The sequence below is a fragment of the Natronotalea proteinilytica genome (assembly GCF_055379935.1).
Genome location: NZ_AP043947.1, coordinates 2338311 through 2355600 on the forward strand (window position 1 = coordinate 2338311; position 17290 = coordinate 2355600).

At 57.5% G+C, this 17290-nt stretch carries 14 protein-coding genes; 4 read left to right on the forward strand and 10 right to left on the reverse strand.

What is annotated here, in order from left to right; translation table 11 throughout:
- Positions 1-62 precede the first annotated feature (62 nt).
- The 8 genes from ACZ5AL_RS09370 to ACZ5AL_RS09405 all read right to left on the reverse strand — a co-directional run bounded on the left by ACZ5AL_RS09370 (position 63) and on the right by ACZ5AL_RS09405 (position 11491).
- Complete coding sequence (locus tag ACZ5AL_RS09370) at positions 63-1328, reverse strand: hypothetical protein (protein WP_464510109.1); 1266 nt, start codon at positions 1326-1328, stop codon at positions 63-65.
- Between the two features lie 71 nt (positions 1329-1399).
- Positions 1400-2035: a c-type cytochrome gene (locus ACZ5AL_RS09375; protein ID WP_464510110.1), complete on the reverse strand. Its 636-nt coding sequence runs from the start codon at positions 2033-2035 to the stop codon at positions 1400-1402.
- Positions 2036-2081: 46 nt separating this feature from the next.
- Positions 2082-2681, reverse strand: coding sequence for a DUF3341 domain-containing protein (locus ACZ5AL_RS09380; RefSeq protein ID WP_464510111.1), 600 nt, complete (start codon positions 2679-2681; stop codon positions 2082-2084).
- A 46-nt stretch (positions 2682-2727) separates the two neighbouring features.
- Positions 2728-4161: an NrfD/PsrC family molybdoenzyme membrane anchor subunit gene (gene nrfD, locus ACZ5AL_RS09385; RefSeq protein WP_464513291.1), complete on the reverse strand. Its 1434-nt coding sequence runs from the start codon at positions 4159-4161 to the stop codon at positions 2728-2730.
- Positions 4162-4311: 150 nt separating this feature from the next.
- Entirely contained in the window at positions 4312-7464 is a 3153-nt protein-coding gene (locus ACZ5AL_RS09390) for a Fe-S-cluster-containing hydrogenase (RefSeq protein ID WP_464510112.1), read from the reverse strand.
- A 126-nt stretch (positions 7465-7590) separates the two neighbouring features.
- Positions 7591-8238, reverse strand: coding sequence for a cytochrome c3 family protein (locus tag ACZ5AL_RS09395; RefSeq protein WP_464510113.1), 648 nt, complete (start codon positions 8236-8238; stop codon positions 7591-7593).
- A gap of 336 nt (positions 8239-8574) precedes the next feature.
- Entirely contained in the window at positions 8575-9873 is a 1299-nt protein-coding gene (locus tag ACZ5AL_RS09400) for an FHA domain-containing protein (RefSeq protein WP_464510114.1), read from the reverse strand.
- A gap of 232 nt (positions 9874-10105) precedes the next feature.
- A complete protein-coding gene (locus tag ACZ5AL_RS09405; RefSeq protein ID WP_464510115.1) occupies positions 10106-11491 on the reverse strand; it encodes an MATE family efflux transporter in 1386 nt (461 codons plus the stop codon).
- 225 nt (positions 11492-11716) lie between these two features.
- Between ACZ5AL_RS09405 and ACZ5AL_RS09410 the strand changes: the two genes are divergently transcribed.
- The 3 genes from ACZ5AL_RS09410 to nadC are packed head-to-tail and all read left to right on the forward strand — an operon-like array spanning position 11717 to position 14123.
- Entirely contained in the window at positions 11717-12730 is a 1014-nt protein-coding gene (locus ACZ5AL_RS09410) for an acetyl-CoA carboxylase carboxyltransferase subunit alpha (protein ID WP_464510116.1), read from the forward strand.
- 55 nt (positions 12731-12785) lie between these two features.
- Complete coding sequence (locus ACZ5AL_RS09415) at positions 12786-13202, forward strand: acyl-CoA thioesterase (RefSeq protein WP_464510117.1); 417 nt, start codon at positions 12786-12788, stop codon at positions 13200-13202.
- Positions 13203-13229: 27 nt separating this feature from the next.
- Positions 13230-14123: a carboxylating nicotinate-nucleotide diphosphorylase gene (nadC, locus tag ACZ5AL_RS09420; protein ID WP_464510118.1), complete on the forward strand. Its 894-nt coding sequence runs from the start codon at positions 13230-13232 to the stop codon at positions 14121-14123.
- Between the two features lie 6 nt (positions 14124-14129).
- On the opposite strand, the gene ACZ5AL_RS09425 is transcribed toward nadC, so the two are convergent.
- Positions 14130-15041, reverse strand: coding sequence for a hypothetical protein (locus ACZ5AL_RS09425; RefSeq protein WP_464510119.1), 912 nt, complete (start codon positions 15039-15041; stop codon positions 14130-14132).
- A 5-nt stretch (positions 15042-15046) separates the two neighbouring features.
- Positions 15047-15703, reverse strand: coding sequence for an MBL fold metallo-hydrolase (locus tag ACZ5AL_RS09430; protein WP_464510120.1), 657 nt, complete (start codon positions 15701-15703; stop codon positions 15047-15049).
- Between the two features lie 171 nt (positions 15704-15874).
- Here ACZ5AL_RS09430 and ACZ5AL_RS09435 point away from each other — a divergent pair, with 171 nt between their 5' ends.
- Positions 15875-17290, forward strand: coding sequence for an LptF/LptG family permease (locus tag ACZ5AL_RS09435; protein WP_464510121.1), 1416 nt, complete (start codon positions 15875-15877; stop codon positions 17288-17290).

Consider the following 17290-nt stretch of genomic DNA (forward strand, 5'->3'; position numbering starts at 1 on the left):
GGCGCCTGCATGGTGAACGCGCGCTCTGTACGACCGCGCGTCCGCCAGCTTGTGAGAAAGGGTTACACATTTTCAAAGTGCAACGACTCACGCAGGTATGGGTGTTTGTGCGGCACCAGCGAGTGGCGGCTCAAGCGAAACACAACCGATGCAAGAAAGAGCCCGAAGAGTCCGAACCAGGTGGTAAAGTCAAGCCAGTGAAAGCCTCCTTCCTCAATAATGAACGGCACGTTCAACCAGTGCATATCGTACCAATGCATCCCGAGGAGCCAGATAGCCAGCACGGTAAGGATGGCAGGGATGCGCTTGGTGATTTGAGGCAGCAGAAAGAGAAACGGAATCGCAAAGTGGAAAAGAATCAACATTCCACTGTGCCACTCCCATCCCATTTCAAGCCGCTCACGGAAGAAGATGGTAGCCTCTGGAATCCCGGCGTACCAGATCAGAATGTACTGGCTGAATGCAATATACGCCCAGAAAATCGTGAATCCGAACAGGTACTTGCCGAGGTCATGGTAGTGCTCCTTCGTGATGGCGTTTGTGAGCATACCTGACATCTGCAGGCTCCGCGCCAGGATAATGATGAGTGCGATAGCTCCGAGCATGCCTCCGGCAAACAGGTAGATGCCGAAGATGGTAGAGAACCAGTGCGCATCCAACGACATGATCACGTCGAAGCTAAAGAACATGGTGGCTACGGCCGAGAGTGGCAGCCCCCAAGCACTGGTAAACCGCAAGTTAGCAGGCGCCTCGGAATCGCCTGTCATATCTTGCCGAAGCGATTCGGTGTACAGTTTGTACGAAAGCACGCACCAGAGCAAGAAGTAGGCTCCAACGCGAATAAACCAGAACGGCTTATTCAAGTAGCCTTCCTTTCCAGCTGTAATCTCATCATAGTTGGGATGCCCCTCAATGAACTTTGTGGGGTCTGTCCACGACGAGTACAGTTCATCCATCCCGATAATGATCGGGATAAAGAGCAATACGAGCATGGGAAAAGCCCATACCAGCGCCTCGTTAATGCGCTGGACGACAATACTCCACCCCGCTTTGGTAAGGTGGTTGAAAAAGAGAAAGAAGAGCCCCCCCAAGCTGATCGTCAGGCAGAACGTCCATGCAGCCAGATACGAGACATAGAACTGCTCGGGATTGGTAAGCCATCCTAGCACGCTAATGACAAGCATAGCCAGTCCAATAGCCGCAGGTACGACCCACGCCCGGGCGGTTCCGGTGTACTGGAACCGCTCGGGGGCCGATTCGGCAGTAGAGCGGACTGGATCGAGCAGCCAGGTTAACAGCGATGAAGAGCGCGATTCGGAGTCAGACATAACGTAGCGGTCGAAAGTTCAGCGGAGGGAGCCGCGATCAGGTAGGGCGGAGGCGTTAAATCAGCATGCGGTCAGTCGATGGTGACGTTCGCACGCCCTTCTTCGAGTTGGATACGAGCGCTTTCGGGCAAGTCGTCTTCACTGGCTGCCTGGCTGCGCTGCAAGGCGCGCATGTATGCCACAATGGCCCAACGATCTTTCACAGCGATCTGGGTGCCGTATCCGGGCATACTGCGCACGCCATTGGTCACGACATCGTAGAGATAGCCATCCGTCTCTTCACGCAACACATCGCTGTGGAATGTGGGTGCGGGCGTGTATCCGTATCCGCCTTCCATGATAACCCCATTCCCATCGCCCGAGAGTCCGTGGCATACCTCGCAGTAGATGTCGTAACGCTCTTGGCCGCGTTCTAAGAACTCACGCGACACCTCAACCGGATTGACCTCGACAAACGAGCCATCTTCGGTGCGTCCGGCGTATAGTTCAGTGTCATCGCGAAGCAAGCCACGAGCAATGGTTCCGGGAACGGGCGTACGCATGGCCGCCCCATCCGCGAAAAAGTCATTGGCATCTTGCGCGTTAAACCGCTCCTGGTAATCCATGTCCAGGTTCGGATGGATCGGTGGCTGATCCGACTCCATGCCACGGCATCCGGTGAGCACCAGAGCCGCCACAGCGAGAGAAAGTACGAGGGAACGAAGCATGCTACTTTGCAGGTTTAGGGTGAGCCGTAGAAAAGGCGGCCAGAGGTTACGCATCAACGGTTTCGTCGTCGTAAATCAACTCGACGTGCTGGGCGCCCAGATCATGCAAGAACGCGGCAGTATCTTCCCGGTCAAACTGGGCATCGCCGGCGGCAATGTGCAGGAAAAATCCATCGTCGGTTACTTTCCGAAAGCGGTCGGAGTAAAAGAGCGGATTGTACGGGCGGGGCAGTCCGTTCATCGCGAGCATCGCACTCACTGTAGCTACCGCCGCAACTACAATGGTGAGCTCAAACATAACGGGAACCGAAGGCTCGATTGAAAAGAACGGCTTACCGCTAATGTTGAGGGGATAGTCAACTGCTCCCATCCACCACATCATTAGGTAGGCTCCAACGCAGCCGGTTACCCCGCCTACAAATGTGAAGTAGCCGACTTTTGAGTTTCCGAGCCCCATTGCATCGTCCATGCCGTGAATGGGAAACGGACTGTGAGCATCGTACTGTTGGTATCCTGCTTCACGAGTCGCTTCGGCGGCATGCATGAGGGCACCGGGATCGCGGAACTCTGCGAGCAGCCCGTAGGCGCCGTCGTCGGCGCCATCGAAAATGCCCATCGAGGCCTTGATTTCCTGAATCAGAGTCATGGTTGGAAAGCGTTCAATTCGTCAAGGGGGTGCACAGCAGGAGGAGTTACGCGCTTAGGCGGGGTTCGTCATCATCGCCGCCATCTCCTTTCTGACGGCCTCCGCGGTAGCTACGGTATCCTTGTGAGGGCTTGATGTACGGCGCAGTGTCGCGCTCGCTGGCTGCAGGAGCATGTCCATCGCCTTCGCCCTCGTAGTGATGCGGATCGGCTTGAGGCATTACAGCCTTCACCTCGGCCATCGCTACAATCGGGATGAAGCGCAGGAACAGCAGGAAGAGCGTAAAGAAGAGCCCGAACGTACCCACAAACGTGAGCACGTCGATGATGGTGGGCGTGTAGTAGCCCCACGAGCTCGGCAGGAAGTCGCGGTGCAGTGACGTGATGGTAATCACGAAGCGCTCAAACCACATTCCGATGTTAACCAAGATCGATATTCCGAACATCACGGGGATGGAGCGACGCAGCTTCTTCGACCAGAAGAGTTGGGGAGCAATTAAGTTACACCCCATCATAATCCAGTAGGCCCAGGCATACGGCCCAAAGGCTCGGTTCAGGAAGGCGTACTGCTCGTATTCTACCTGCGAGTACCACGCAATAAAGAACTCCGTGATGTAGGCAAACCCGACCAAACTTCCTGTCACCAGGATAATGATGTTCATTTTCTCGAGGTGGTCGAGCGTAATCAGGTTTTCAACCCCGTATATTTTGCGCACGAACACTAGCAGCGTAACGACCATCGCAAAGCCTGAGAAGATGGCGCCAGCCACAAAGTAGGGCGGGAAAATCGTCGTATGCCATCCGGGTATGATAGAGACGGCAAAGTCAAAGGACACAACCGAGTGAACGGAAAGCACGAGCGGCGTGGCCAATCCAGCCAGCAGCAGATACGCTTTTTCGTAGTTCCGCCATTGGCGGTTACCGCCTGTCCATCCAAGCGAGAAGAAGCCAAGGATGCGTTTACGGAAGAAGCCTTTGGCGCGATCACGGAGCGTGGCCAGATCAGGCACCATACCTACGTACCAGAAGACAAGCGATACGAGGAAGTAACTCGACACGGCGAATACATCCCACAGCAGCGGGCTCTTAAACTGCGGCCACATCTGCATTTGGTTGGGGATGGGCAGCGTCCAGTAGATGGCCCACACACGGCCTACGTGGAAGGTTGGGAAGATGAGCGCACAGATCACCGCAAAGATAGTCATCGCCTCGGCAGCGCGGTTGATCGAGGTGCGCCACTGCGCCCGGAACAGGAAGAGGATGGCTGAAATCAGCGTACCGGCGTGGCCAATGCCCACCCAGAATACGAAGTTAACAATCGGCCACCCCCAAGCAACGGGCTGGTTGTTGCCCCACACGCCTACCCCGTTGTACACCTGGTAAGCAAGCATGAGCAGCAACAGCAGTGAGCCACTAGCGGCCACTGCGAAGCATAAGTACCACGCTTTGGGGGTTTTCCGCTCGGCATGGTACGACACCATTTCGGTGATGTCGTTGAACGAAAGGTCGCCCTTTACGAGCCGAGGGCGCTCGTGAAAGTTGTCGCCTCCATGAGGCGCCTCGCTGGAGTCAGTACGCTTGTCCACGGAATTCTACACTTGATTCAACAGGGTGAACATATGTCCGGAGGCTTACGCCACTTCAGTCGATGCCTCATCGGCCTCGAGCAAGCGGGGGTTTGGGTTCCGGACGCGCCCCAAGTAGGATAGACGCGGTTTGGTGTTGAGATACGCTAGCATCTGGTAGCGACGTGCGTTCTGGCGTTTTTCCACCAGTTCGCTTTCAGGATCATTCAGATCACCAAAGGTAATGGCGTTGGTTGGGCAAGCATCCTGGCAGGCCGTTGTCACTTCATCAGTCTGCATAGGCCGGTCTTCGTTGCGCGCCTGGCGCTGTGTAGACCGTACCCGGTGGATGCAGAAGGTGCACTTCTCCATAACACCACGCGAACGGACCGTCACACGAGGGTTCTGTGCCATTTGCACTTCGGTGGGAAGCGTGCCGACCCAGTTGTAGTAGTTGAACCGGCGCACCTTGTACGGGCAGTTGTTGGAGCAATACCGCGTACCAATGCAGCGATTGTACACCATCTGGTTGGTGCCATCGGGTGAGTGGTAGGTAGCAGCCACCGGACACACCGCCTCGCACGGCGCATTTTCGCAGTGCTGGCATGTCACGGGCTGCATCACCATTTCGGGATCTTCCTCTCCCGTATCATCGCTCACATAGTAGCGATCGGTGCGCATCCAGTACATGTGGCGGCCATTCCCAACCTCTTCCTTACCAACCACCTGCACGTTATTCTCGCTGGTACAGGCGACCACACAGGCATTGCAACCGGTACAGGTGTTAAGGTCTACGACCATGCCCCACTGGTTATCGTAGTACCAGTTGTCCTTCATCTCGGGCTGGTCAGCCGGATGGTTATCCTCCCAAAGCATGGGATAGTCCTCGTACGAATCTTCCGGACCGGGCACATACTCGCCCATGTCGTCAATCACATCCGGATTTTCGCGATACTCGTCGAGCGTGGTCCATCGTGTAATGGGGCGCCCCTCCGTCGAGCCATGCTCTTGGGTGGAGACAATTTTATACTTCTCGCCCACTTTCTCAACGGATGCGCCTGTAGCAATGCGCCCATTGTTCGTGCGTAGCGGGGCCACGTTGGTGCCAACGGGTTTATACGGCGAGCCATCGTCATTCACCCCGCCTGCTACAGGACCGTCGCCATAAATGTCGGTATAGTCGTCTGTATTCCAGAACGGAGCTGAGCGCTTCGAGCGGCGCGTATCAAGCGAACGCCCGTAGCCGAAGGTTACGCCAATGGTGCCATCCGGGAATCCAGGTTGGATCCAGACCGGAAGGGTAACAGTCGTACCGTTCCGTTCAATTTCGATACGATCCGAGCGGAACACACCAGCGTCATAACTCACCTCCACGTCCAAATCATCAGCGGTGGCCGGACTCATCAACGCCACATTATCCCACACAATTTTGGTAACGGGATCGGGCAGTTCTTGCATCCATGCGTTGTTGGAGAAGCGGCCATCCAGCACCGTTGGGTCGAGACGGAATACAACTTCATATCCGTCTTCGTCATAGGCATCGAAGCTGCCGGGAAGGGTGGGCGTGCCCACATCGGCAGTGGCATACTGGCTGTCTTCGAGGAAGCCATCGTGAAGCGTACGACGCCACGTATTTTCGAAGTCCTCTTCGACCTGGCCGCGCCATACGTCTCGCACCAAGTCGTAGCCGCTGGCATCGGTACCAGTGGCCAGCGCGTTTGTCACCTCAATGAGCGAGTGGGCATCCTCGTACAGCGGATCAATGAGCGGCTGGATGATGGAAAGCGTTCCATCGTAGCTTCGACCGTCGCCCCACGATTCCAGGTAATGCGCCTGTGGCACATGCCAGTCGGAGGCGCGAGCTGTCTCATCAACATGAAGCCCAACATGCACAGTATCGTCCACATTGCGAAGGGCCTCCCGAAAGTCAAGCGATGCGGGCGCACTGTACACCGGGTTTACCCCCAGCATAATCACCGCATCCACATCACCGGCGTTCATGTCGCTTACGAGCGTATTCAGCGCTTCACTCTGTGGCACCTCGGGCGCCTCGTCAAGGGCATAAAAGGAAATGGTTTCGCCCAGGCTTCCAAGCAGATCGTTGATAGCCATGGCCAGTGCATGAACGGCAGGTGGCTGCGTTTCGCCAGCCAGCACCAGGCTCTGCGGCCCTGCGCCTTGCAGGTCGTTGGCGATTTCGGATACAAAGAGTTGCTCTTTTTCACTTAGTGAGCCGGTGGGCTCCACATCAAGGCCAAGCTCGGCAGCCAGCGCGGTTGCAAAGTGTGTGATACGGCGCGCCTGCATGCGAAGCCGGTTGTCGGCCATACCGCCGGTTACCGTGTACGCGCTCTCAATAGCGTACAGACGGCTCATGTCATCATCCGGGTCGACCACACGGCGGGTCTCGGCAAAGGTTTGGCTGTTGTTTTCGTAATTGGCATCAATGCCGTCGAGGAAGTCGGCATCGAGCGAGAGAATGATCTCGGCATTGTCGAACTGATACTCAGGACGCAGCGCCTCTCCAAAGGCGTCTTGCATGCCCTGAAGCACCACGTCGTCGCCATCGGCGGCATACGGAATCCACCGTGTATCGGCAAATCGCTCTTCCAGCCGCTCACGCATGGCGTGCACACTGGGCGAGGCTGTAGGCGACGCGAACACAGCCACTGTCTTGTTCTCGTTCTCCCCAAACGACCGGCAGAAGCTCATAAAGTCGCCCCACGAGGTCCGGCTGCCGTTTTCACGCACCCGGCGCGAGCGATCGGGGTCGTAGAGGTTGAGCACCGAAGCAATTTCGTACGGACTCGTAGCCCCTTGACTGTACGGATGGTCTGGGTTGCCATTCACCTTGGTTGGGCGTCCGTCATTGCTTTCGACAAGCACAGGACGCACAATTCCGCGAAACGGTACCGCTGTGGCGTACTCATTCGGCACTCCCGGAATCACCTCTTCTGGGTTGCGGGCATAGGGCACAATTTTCTCGACCGGACGACGGCAGGCCGTAAGCCCGCCCATCGCCATCGCAGCGCCCATCAGCTGCAAGAATTGACGGCGCGAGGCGCCCGAAGGAGCGGTACTGGTACCATCCTGAAATTCGCTGGCAGCGTCGGATTCGTCGGTTCCTTTCACCTGTGACGGGCTGCGCCAAAAACGCGGGCCCGATTCCTCTTTCGGCTGTTTCGCCGACGAATCATCTATGACATCAAGCTCGATCATAAAAATCGATGGGGTCAAACCGTTCGTTACAGTAGAAGAGAAGCGCAGCGCACCTCTCACAAAAAAAGCAGACAGGGCATCGATAGCGTGCTATCGGGCATGCTGCTGATGCTCAAGCAGACTACACTAATAGTGGCATGCCGAGCAGTTTTGGGGCGGCTGAATACCATTGCGGCGCACCTTTTCCAGGTTACGATCCACAAAATCAGCCGGCTGCACGTAGCCCATGGTCGTCACCTCTTCGGTGGGGCGCAGATACAACTCGGGCTGGCGATGGCACTCTAGACACCATCCCATAGAGAGCGGCTCGGCTTGAGCGACCACCTCCATTTCGTCGATACGACCGTGGCATGTTTCGCACCCTACACCGGCCTCCACATGAGAGGCATGGCTAAAGTGGGCGTAATCGGGAAGATGATGCACCTTCACCCATTGGATGGGTTCATCATTCTCCCAACTGTCTCGCACCTTAGAAAGCGCCGGCGAATCGGTCTTAATTTGATTGTGACAGTTCATGCATGTCTGTGTCGCCGGCACGTTGGAGTGGGATGCCTCCTCAACCCAGTTGTGGCAATATCGACAATCGATTTCGAGTTGCCCAGAGTGTAACTCGTGGCTGAACTCAACCGGCTGCTCAGGGCGATACCCCACATCCGTAAATTCAGGCGAGAAGTAGTACCAGACGAGAAATACCACCACAATAAACCCGAAGACCGAAGCCCCGAGTGACAAAAGTGGCAGCATGTTGGCGTTTTTCGGAAATATCTGTGGCATAACTACGGCATAAGCAAAGGACTACCGGAGCTCTTATTGTGCAACGGCGCCTGCAGGTAAATGAGACGCGATGTACAACATATGAGAGCTGGGATGAAAGCGATGTGCCCTTCGCACAAAAACTCGTCGAAGGAAGCGGGGACGCTCGCACCAGCGGATATGTAACATACAGTCTAGCAGATACGCACGCCAACCCGGAATCGAACTTTCACCAAACTTAACGGAAATCAACCTTGAATCTGGAAAAACTGCAAACAAGTGCTAAAATAAATAGGCGTATCTCACTACTTGATGAAGGCTTGTTGATGGCAGCACCCTCCCCCGCGACAGCAGGGGCTATGTGATGGCTGCTTCTTCAAACGACTGTGAAGGACCTGCCTCTTCATTCTCGTTTGACAGATCGAGCGGCGACGGTGTATCGACAACGTCCGCATCGGGTGTTTCCTCAATGTGCGTTCGATACGCCTCCAAAAACGCTTCTCGAAAGAGTTCGCGCTCCACATGCGACCAGTTGCTGTGATATAGCTTGCGCCAGCGCCGCTCCAAACGCTCCCAGCCCAAATCGCCGTCTCCACCGCCAAAGAAGCGCCGGAAAACCCCTGACCCAGACTCGCGCACCGAGTCTCGCGGGCTGATGCGGCGCAAAAGCGCTTTTCCGCCTGGTTCAATGCTGGCCACGTAGCCTTGAAGCAACGCGCGATGATGCACTACGATGTGATTGAGGGCTGTGCACAACTGCGCAAAGGACTCGGTATCGTGCTCGTGCTCATACTGTGCCAGAAAGGCGTGCTTTACTGCGCTCACATCCGGATCTTGAAAAAACGGGTTTTCAGCGGCGTCAAGCGAGCCATCAAGGTGGCTCCACACATCGTTGGGTATATACAGAATGTCGCGAATGATGGAAAAGAGCGCATTCCATCGAAGAGCAAGCGTGGGGTGGGGCGCCTGCATAGACGCCGTATCGGAGAGATCAGGTGAGGAGGGCGGAGTCTCTACTGCTCCATTAGAGGGGTCTGTTTTCTCGGATACTGAACTCGAAGAGGCCCTGTCTGCAAGCAGGTCGTGCACCTGCTCTAACGTGTCTGATGCATCTGGAGCGGCGGTGAGTGTTTGGGCTATAATGGTTTCAAAGTGCCCATTTCCCATCTCATCTTGCCGGCTCCACAATACATGTAAACGGCTCAAGCAAGCAACGAGCAACGCAGCTACGGTGTCGGCCTCGTAGGTGTCAAGCTCGATAGGGTCCACATCTTGGGGTGGGGGCGCTGGTTCGGCATCGCTCTTTTCTTCTGAAGACGAAGAAATCGACTCTGTAGTAGCTGGCACAAGGGGAACGTACTCAATCAGCGTATCTCCCATGCGCAACTCTACTTCAGGCGTTAGGAGAGTCGGGCTGGAAGGCCCGATGCGGTCTCCATCTACAAACGTCGCGTTGCGGCTTTCCCGATCGCGCACCACATGATGGCCGGTAGCCGCCAACTCAATGACGGCGTGCTGCTTGCTGACTTTCGGATCGTGCAACACGACATCGTTGCTGGGCGCACGTCCAATCGTAATCCGCTGCTGCTCAAACAGAAGCGGTGCATCGGGCCCTGGCAGGGAATCGGGGGAGTGAACGGTAAGGCGAACGGCCATGGCAGGTTAAGCAAGGGCGGGAAGGCAACGACAGCAGTACGATCTCACGCCGTGCATATCTTACACCACGCAAGCCTATTTTGAGTATAAAACCGCAAGGTACATGCTACACAACGACGCAAAAGGTCGTACCCGTTGGGTTTATTCATATACACGCTACGGGAACAAGTGTATGCGAATTTTACCCACAGGTTGCGGGGCGCCCATTGCACTCCAAACGGGCGTGCTCGACTTACCTGGATGAAGACGAAGAGGCTCGAATGTCTCGGTTGCGTACGGCCCGCTCCACTGTCCGGTGAAACCGCCACGTCAGCCAGATGGCTGCTGCGGTTAGGCCTACGACCAGCCCCCACCACAGTCCGTGGGCGCCGGCATCGCCCTGAATGCCAAATAGATACCCGGTTGTGAGTCCAACTCCCCAATACGTTAAGAAGGCAATAACCATGGGGATGCGCGTGTCTTTGAGCCCGTGCAGGGCACTGCTGGCAGCGATTTGAATGCCATCAACCACCTGAAAGAGGGCAGCAAGCAACAGCAAGGAGGCGGCCAGCGACACGACCGACTGGTTTTCAGGATCCGTAGGATCGAGGAAGCCGGATACAATGGTTTCTGGAATCAGCCAAAACACGAGTCCACTGACGGTCATCACTACTGTGGCACAGCCCATTGCTGTGAACCCGGCCCGTCGGGCTCCGGCAGGGTCTTCGCGTCCAGCGGCCTGCCCCACCCGCACCGACCCGGCAATGCCAATACCCAACGGCACCATAAAGGCAAGTGAGGCGCACTGTAACGCCACCTGATGCGCCGCGAGCACATCGGCGCCGAGCACCCCAGCCATAAGTGCTGTCATCATAAACAGCCCCGCCTCCACACCGCGCGCTACCCCAATGGGCGCGCCGATACGCGTGAGCTCTTTGAAATAGCTGGGGTCGGGGCGCCGCAACGAATCGAATACACGGTAGTCGGCAAAAGGCGGTACGCGGTACACAAACACAGCCAATGCCCCAAAAATAGACCAGAACACGATGACACTGGCCCAGCCGGTTCCCACAATCCCCATCGCCGGCACTGGCCCCCACCCGTACATGAGCAGCCCATTGGCCAGAATGTTAATGCCTACCCCGCCTACCGCAATGATGGTAACGGGTAGCGGACGTCCAATCGCTTCGACGAATCCGCGCATCCCCATAAACCAGTAGGCCGGAATAAGTCCCCACAGCATGGCGCGCAGGTACGCTTGCGCATCTGAAACGGTGTGGGGCTCTTGCCCTACAGCAAGCAGAATCGGCTCGATGAACCACAGCAACGCCATGGCGCTTATCCCAAGTAGGGTGCCCATCCAGAGCGCCTGACGCACACTTCGTGCAATGGGCTCGCGCGTGTCGGCCCCAAAGGCCTGGGCGACCATAGGGTTTACGGCCTGAATAACACCGGCCCCAACAATAAAGAGGAAGAAAAATACCGAGTTGCCCAAGGCCACAGCTGCCAAAGCCTCTGCTCCTAAGCGACCTACCATCACTGTATCCACAAACCCCAGTGAGGCTTGTGCAAGCTGGGCAGCCACCACCGGAGCGGCTAGCTTTACGGTAGGTCGAACGTCTTGGAAAAGGACGTGCATACACGGAAGATCGATCAGCAGTATGAACGTCTCCGTGTACGGTGGGTATGGGAGACAAGATGCACAGCATGGCCACATGCTCGGCTCCCCTTCCGCCAAAATCCCGCCAAATTGCTCTATTCGATACGCGAAGCGCGGCATAGACCGTCCCGGGCGTTGCCTTTCTCGAACCTGCTGGTCATCTTAGAATGCCACGCCCGTTGTTGCTGATTAACCTGCCTTGATATGGCCGACGACACGTATCTACTCGATTTTGAGAAGCCGCTGCACGAGCTCGAATCGAAGCTCGACGAAATGCGGACGCTCAATCAGGAGCATGCCGAAGACCTTTCGGCTGAAATCACCGCTTTGGAGGAGCGCGTTGAGCAGCTCCGGGTATCTATCTACCGTAACCTGACGCGCTGGCAGCGCGTGCAGATTGCGCGCCATCCACAGCGTCCGTATACACTCGACCACATCGAGGCGCTTACCGATGACTTTGTTGAGCTGCATGGCGACCGCCGCTTTGGCGACGACCGGGCCATTGTAGGCGGCTTCGCACAGTTTCAAGGCGCGCAGTTTGGCCACCGCGACCGCACAGTCATGGTGATTGGTCAGCAAAAAGGACGCGACACCAAAGAACGCAAGTTTCGCCGCTTTGGCATGCCAAATCCAGAAGGCTACCGCAAGGCCGAACGCCTCATGAAGCTCGCGGCTAAGTTTGACAAGCCTGTGGTTACGCTCCTCGATACGCCGGGCGCCTACCCCGGGCTCGAAGCCGAAAAACGCGGTCAGGCCGAGGCCATTGCGCGTAATCTCTTCGAGATGGCACGCCTGCCGGTGCCCATTATCGTTGTAATCATCGGCGAAGGCGCTTCAGGAGGGGCCCTGGGCATTGGCGTGGGCGATCGCGTGCTGATGCTCGAAAACGCCTGGTATTCGGTCATTGCGCCCGAGAGCTGCTCGCAGATTCTGTGGCGCTCGTGGGATTACAAGGAGGATGCAGCCCGTGCCCTCAAACTCACCGCCCCCGACCTGATCGATGTGCATGTGATCGACGAAATCGTGCCCGAGCCCATTGGCGGCGCCCACCGCGATCCGCAGGCCGCGTTCAACGCGACAGGCAGCGCCATCGCTGCTGCCCTCAACACGCTTGAAGACGTTCCCACCGACACCCTTCTGGACGAGCGCCTGGCTCGCCTCGATCGCATTGGCGCGTACGAGCAACGCAGCAACGAACCAGCCCCGGCTGATTCGTAGCCAATTCGCGCTGTCTCATCTGCTCTATAGCTCTGCTCTGTAGCCCGCCCGGCCCATGGCGTACACGTACACCCACCGCCACCGCGTGCGGTATCGTGAATGCGACCCGATGAGCGTGGTGTACCACACCCACTACCTCGACTACTTCGAAATGGCCCGCACCGAGGCCATGCGCGATCTGGGTCTGGCCTACCGTACCCTCGAAGACGACGGCATCATCATGCCGGTGGTTGAGGCCAACATCCGCTATCATGCCTCTGCCCACTACGACGACACCCTCGCCATCGACGCAACATTTGGCACGATGCCCACGGTACGCATCCCTATCGACTACACGGTACGCCGCCCCATCGATGGCACGCGCATTGCCACCGGGCATACCCTGCTCTGCTTTATGGATGCCGAAACGCGACGCCCCATTCGACTGCCCAAGCGGGTGTACAACGCGTTTGCGCCCGTACTGAATGACTGACTCGTTTCTCGACTCGTTTGCCGCTCTATGGATAGCGTACCGCCCTACCTCACCGACTCCGACCTGGATGCTCTCCTCGCTCGTGCCCTGGCTGAAGACATTGGCCAAGGAGACGTAACTACTGCTGCAACAGTCGCTCCCACTTCTACCACCACGGCTACCATCACGGCCAAAGACGCGGGGATTGTGGCCGGACTGTACGTAGCCGCTCGCATCTTTCAGCAGGTAAGTCCGCACATATCGCCGCACTGGCACGTTTCCGATGGCGACCGTGTAGCGCCTCACACTACGGTGGGCACCGTACGCGGCCCGGCTCCGGCTCTACTTACCGCCGAACGGCTTGCTCTGAACGTTCTGCAGCGCATGAGTGGCATCGCCACGGCCACGCATCGCATGGTCGAGGCCGCTCGTCCGCATGCCCCCGACATCCTTGACACCCGCAAAACAGCACCCGGTCTGCGGGCCCTTGACAAGTGGGCTGTGTGCCTTGGCGGCGGCACGAACCATCGCATCGGACTCTACGACCTCTTCCTCATTAAAGACAACCACATCGCCGCAGCGGGCGGCATCCCCGCAGCACTCGACGCCGTGCATGCATACCGTGATGCTGAGGGGCTCTCACTTCAAGTGGAACTGGAAGTGCGCACGCTTGACGAACTCGACACCGCGCTTGCCCATGGCGGAGCCGACATCCTGCTGCTTGACAACATGGCGCAACGCACCCAAGACAACACCGTCGATGTGTCGATGCTCGAAACCGCTGTAGACCGCGTCAACGGACAGTGCCGCACCGAAGCCTCTGGCAACGTCACGCTTCACACCGTAAACGCCATTGCCGCCACCGGCGTGGACGCCATTTCTTCGGGGGCCCTCACCCATTCGGTCACAGCACTCGACCTGTCGATGGGAATGGGAGAGTAAGCAAACTCACTCACCGTTGGCGTTCGCACCAATGTTACCGGTGCTTACCGGCGCATCCAGCGCATCATTGCCGGGAAAGACGCGGACGTGGCCATCAAATGTCCGAAAGTCATCGAATGGTAGATCGAGCACAGCGTAGGTGCGCAGCGAGTTGGCAGCACCATCCAGCGCGCCCAAAAAGAACGCTGTTTCGCCATCGGTCGATGCGTCACTCTCCCTCAGGTGCACCGGATAGGTGCGCAGCGTATCGGGTGTGCCCGACTCGATGGAGACCGTTACCAGGGTTTGCTCCGGAGTCAGTGCCTGGCCTTGCACGGAGCCGCTCAGTCCGTCTTCACCTGTTGCCGACAGCGGGTACTCCACCGGCTCATCCCCCTCAACCCGCCGCAGCTGAAAACCGGTTGGCGAAGCGGTGCTGTTTGCACCCACCTCTCCCGATGCAATGACCGTGTCAACCGCTGCAGCACCCTGATGCACCGTAAGATGCGCATCCCACTCCAACACCTCATCGAACGATGCCTCCAACAGTGTGGTGCTACGCCCGGCAGGGTGAGCCGCCCGGTCAATGGGTGTGAGGCGCGTCTTCACCACATCGCTCGAATCGACTTCGCCTTCGCGCACATGCACCGGATGGATGGGCGGTATATCGCCGGGATTCAGCGTGTCCTCTACGGCAAGAGTTACCAGCACCTGCTCGTCATTGATTTCTTGAAACAGCGCCTGCACCGACAGTCCATCGGGCACCCGTCCTTCGTTGGTCTGAGGATCCAACGCATAGGTGATTTGCTGCAGGGTCATAACCGTTTCGTCATCGCCCTCGTCAATACCCACGATGGAATCGGTATCGCAAGCCCACAACACAACCAGCGTGGCCCCTCCAACAATCCCCCACAATACGACCTTGAATGAAACCCTCATAGCAACTATGGCAGTCCTGGTACTTCATTGTTCAAGAAAGGGTTGTGCTGACGCTCCTGTCCGATAGTCGTGACGTCCCCATGCCCCGGATAAATCGTCATATCGTCGCCCAGTGGCAGGAGCACATCCCGAATCGAGTCCATGAGTTGCGGAAGCGACGTTTGCGGCAGTCCTTGCGTACGGCCAATGGAGTTTTCGAAAAGCACATCACCGGTGAAGGCGATCTGCTCGTCATCGGCCACAAGCGTGATCGAGTCGGGCGAGTGGCCGGGCGTGTGCAAGATGCGAAACGACACACCCCCTACCTGTACCGTATCGCCCGGCTTGAGCGGCTGTATCGCACGTTGTGGTGGATCAATAGACACGCCAAACGCCTGTGCTTGCTCAGCAGCGCGATCAAAGAAGGGCGCTGCACTGGGATGGGCCTGGAACGGAGCATCGTACGCCTTTTCGAGATGACGACAGCCCAGGATATGGTCGATGTGCGCATGCGTCAAGATAAGATGCGCCACCGTTAGGTCGCGCTCGTTCAGGTACGCCTCTACCTGCTTATACTCCGAATCATTGGAACAACTGGCGTCAATTATGGCCGCCTGGCCCTGGTCATGACACACGTACATGTTGGTCATGAATGTATTGAACGTAAACGACTGAACGGTCATAAGCGGTTAGACAGGTGCGTTGAAAGCGATACTGCGTGCCTGTACTTCATGGGCCCCTGCAGAGTTCAGGGACTTGAACCGGAGCCCCCTCTGAACGTAAAGTGGAAATGATTCCACTCGTTCGTTGCTTGTATAGAACGCCTCATGCAGCTCCACCAGCTTCACTGGCTGATGCTCCGCAAGCTCCCCGGTCCGTTTTTCGGGTGGCTGAGCACGCTCATGTTCTTGCTGCTCATGCAGTTTCTGATTCGATGGCTGCCTGAAATTGCCGGCAAGGGCATCCCGCTCACAGTCATCCTGGAGCTGATTGCATACAACCTGGCCTACATGGTGGTGCTGGCCGTGCCCATGTCTACGTTGCTGGCTGCTCTCATGGCGTTTGGGCAGCTGGTGGAGTCGAAGGCGTTTACCGTCATGAAAAGCGCGGGCATCTCATTCTCCCAACTGGTATGGCCCGCCTTCATCGTCGGACTCCTGCTAACGGGGTTCATGACGTACTTCAACACGGTAATGCTGCCGGAATCGAACCACCGCGCCCGCATGCTGTGGGGCGATATCCGTACGCAGCAGCCGGGCTTTGAGCTACGCGCCGGGGTGTTCTACGATGGCATCGATGATTACAGCATTCTGGTGCGCGACCGCGAGGATGGGTCGAACGAACTGGAGGGCGTAACCATCTACGACTACACCGAAGGCCGCCGTCAGCAAGCCGTCATCCGCGCCGACCATGGCACCCTGGATGCCGATTCGCTGGGCCGCACGCTTACGATGGTGCTGTACGACGGCGAGATGCATCGGCCCCGCCCCCGCGATGCCCAGCACTCCGAAGAGCGCTATGAGGCCATGCGCTTCGACCGCCATACGCTGGAGTTGGATATCTCGGACTTTGCGTTTGAGCGCTCCGAAGATCGCGAAAGCCGCACGTCGCGCACCGCACGCACCATGCTCATCCCAGGCTTGCGGGCCGCCATCGACTCGCTTCATCACGAGGTCCATCGCGATTTGGAGGACATCCGTGGCGCTCCTCAGCGGGTGTACGCTCGGGTTGACGAAAACGACACCGCAACGTGGCCGCGTGCCCCTCACGAAGACGCGGACGAGGCGGTCCCCCTGGTGATGCGAGACATGCCGCCCACCCTCTACGCGAGCCTCATCGACTCGGCCCTGCAAGACGCTCGGTCAATGCAGTCGCAAATTCGCAGCACCGACCGGTCAACCAACTGGAAGCAGCAACGCATCCGTACGTATCGGGTGGAGATCATGAAGAAATACTCCATCGCGGTGGCGTGTCTGGTGTTCATCTTTATTGGAGCCCCGCTGGGCTTAAGTGTGCGGCGCGGCAGCCTGGGCGTAAGCGCGGCTATTGCTATGGGCATCTTCCTATTCTACTGGGTCACGCTGGTACAGGGCGAAAAATGGGCCGAGCGCGGTATCATTGAACCCTGGTTTGGCATGTGGATCGCCAACCTTATCATGATTTCGGTGGGTGCCTGGCTGGTGCTCTACATCGTCATGGATCTGCGCGCCACCCCTCCGCTACGAACCCGCTTGTGGCTCTGGCTCAAGTCGTGGTGGACCTCCGAATAG